Origin of the sequence: Phenylobacterium sp. (assembly GCF_036495085.1) — a bacterium.
Taxonomy (GTDB): Bacteria; Pseudomonadota; Alphaproteobacteria; order Caulobacterales; family Caulobacteraceae; genus Phenylobacterium.
The window spans coordinates 1-1,910 of sequence record NZ_DASXNL010000165.1; the positions used below are offsets into that span (position 1 = coordinate 1).

Here is a 1,910-nt window from a genome sequence, read left to right on the forward strand (position 1 = left end):
CGGCGAACCAGTTCGAGCACCGGGTGCGCCACCGGCTCCAGCAGCGATGCGGGCACCCCCGGCGGCAGGGGTACCCCCAGCGCGTCGCGATATCGGGCGGCGTCTTCGGCGGCAATCAGGCGGCGTTCGCCGGCGATGCGGACTTCGAGCAGGCGCCGGGTGCGGACCAGACGGTCGGCTTGTGCGATGAGATCGGGCGAAGCAACGCGGCGCGTGAGTTCGTCGCGGGACAGGTCGCCGAGGCGCAGGCAAAGGTCGTGGAGGCCGTCGGCGGAATGGGCGCGGTAGTTTTCTGCCAGGCACTGGGCGGTTTCTTCCACCTCGGCGATGACGCCGGCGTCGAGCAGTTCGCGCAGATCCGCTTCGCCCAGGATCTCGCGCAGCTGATCCTGGTCGATGGTGAGCGCCTGGGCGCGGCGCTCGGCCAGTGGCGCGTCGCCGTCGTAGACGAAGTTGGCCACGTAGCTGAAGAGCAGAGACGACGCGAACGGCGACGGCTTGCGGGTATCGGCCACGTGAACGCGGAGCTGGCGCTGCTCGATGGCCCGCAACGTTTCGAGCAGGGCCGGCATGTCAAACACATCGCGCAGGCACTCGCGGTAGGTCTCGAGCAGCAGCGGGAAGGAAGGATAGCGGGAGGCGACGCTCAACAGGTCGTAGGACCGCTTGCGCAATTGCCACAGGGCTGAGCGGGCATCGGGGCGTCGGCGCGGCAGCAGTAGTGCGCGCCCGGCGGCTTCGCGGAATCGGCCGGCAAAGAGCGCCGTGGAGCCGAGTTGGCGGAGTACGAGGTCGCTGGCTTCGGCCGCCTCGACGAGGAACCAGTCCGGGTCGGGCGGCGCATCGGTATCGGGAAAGCGCAGGACGAAGCCGTCATCTCCCCAGAGGGTCTCGACGTCCGCTCCGCCGGCCGCGTGGATGCGGGCCGCGACGGCCATGGCCCAGGGAATGTGAATGCGGTTCCCAAAGGGGGTGAGGACACACACGCGCCAGTCGCCCAGCTCATCGCGGCAGCGCTCGATGACGATGGTGCGGTCATCCGGAACCGAGCCCGTGGCGGCTTGCTGGTCGGAGAGGAGCTGGAGGAGATTGTCGGCGGCCCCGGGGTCCAGATCGTGCTCGGTGACGAGGCGGGTCATGGCTGCCGCGGGCGGCATCTCGCGCAGTTCGCGGACCAGGGCCCCGATGCGTCGGCCGAACTCGAGGGGGCGGCCGGGGCCGTCTCCCTTCCAGAACGGCATCTTGCCTGGTTCGCCCGGGGCCGGTTCTACCAGCACCCGATCGTGGGTGATGTCGACGATGCGCCAGGTCGAGGCGCCGAGGATGAAGGTCTCGTTGGTGTGGCTCTCGAAAACCATTTCCTCGTCCAGCTCTCCCACGCGCACCGACTTGCCATCGGTGTGGGCGAGGAAGACTCCGTACATCCCCCGGTCAGGAATGGTGCCGGCGTTCAGGATGGCCAGCCGGCCGGCCCCTTCGCGCGCCGTGACCACATTGCGAATGCGATCCCAGATCAGGCGCGGGCGCAGTTCGGCAAACTCATCGGAGGGATAGCGGCCGCTGAGCAGGTCGAGGACCCCTTCGAATGCGGAGCGGGTGAGTTCGGCGAACGGAGCGGAGCGGCGCACCAGGTCGAACAGGGATTCGACCGAGACTTCGAGTCCGGGTTCAGAATCGGTCTGGTCAGGGTCGGCCTGTTCTGGGGCTTTTCGGGATTTCGTTCGCCGGGCGGGTAAAGCTCTCTGCGGCGGACTGGCTACCGTGGCCACCAATTGCTGGGCCAGGACATCGAGGGGATTGCGAGGATAGCGCGTGGACTCGATGTGGCCGTCGTGCATGGCGCGGGTGACGGCGGCGCAGGCTACCAGGTCGGCCCGATACTTGGGAAACAGGACACCTTCGCTGACGGC

1 protein-coding gene is annotated in these 1,910 nt (G+C 68.2%); it reads right to left on the minus strand.

Features of this window, described 5'->3' with window-relative positions:
* Positions 1-1,910 (minus strand): hypothetical protein (locus VGI62_RS18170; RefSeq protein WP_331505958.1); only part of this gene is annotated, 1,910 nt, incomplete at both ends.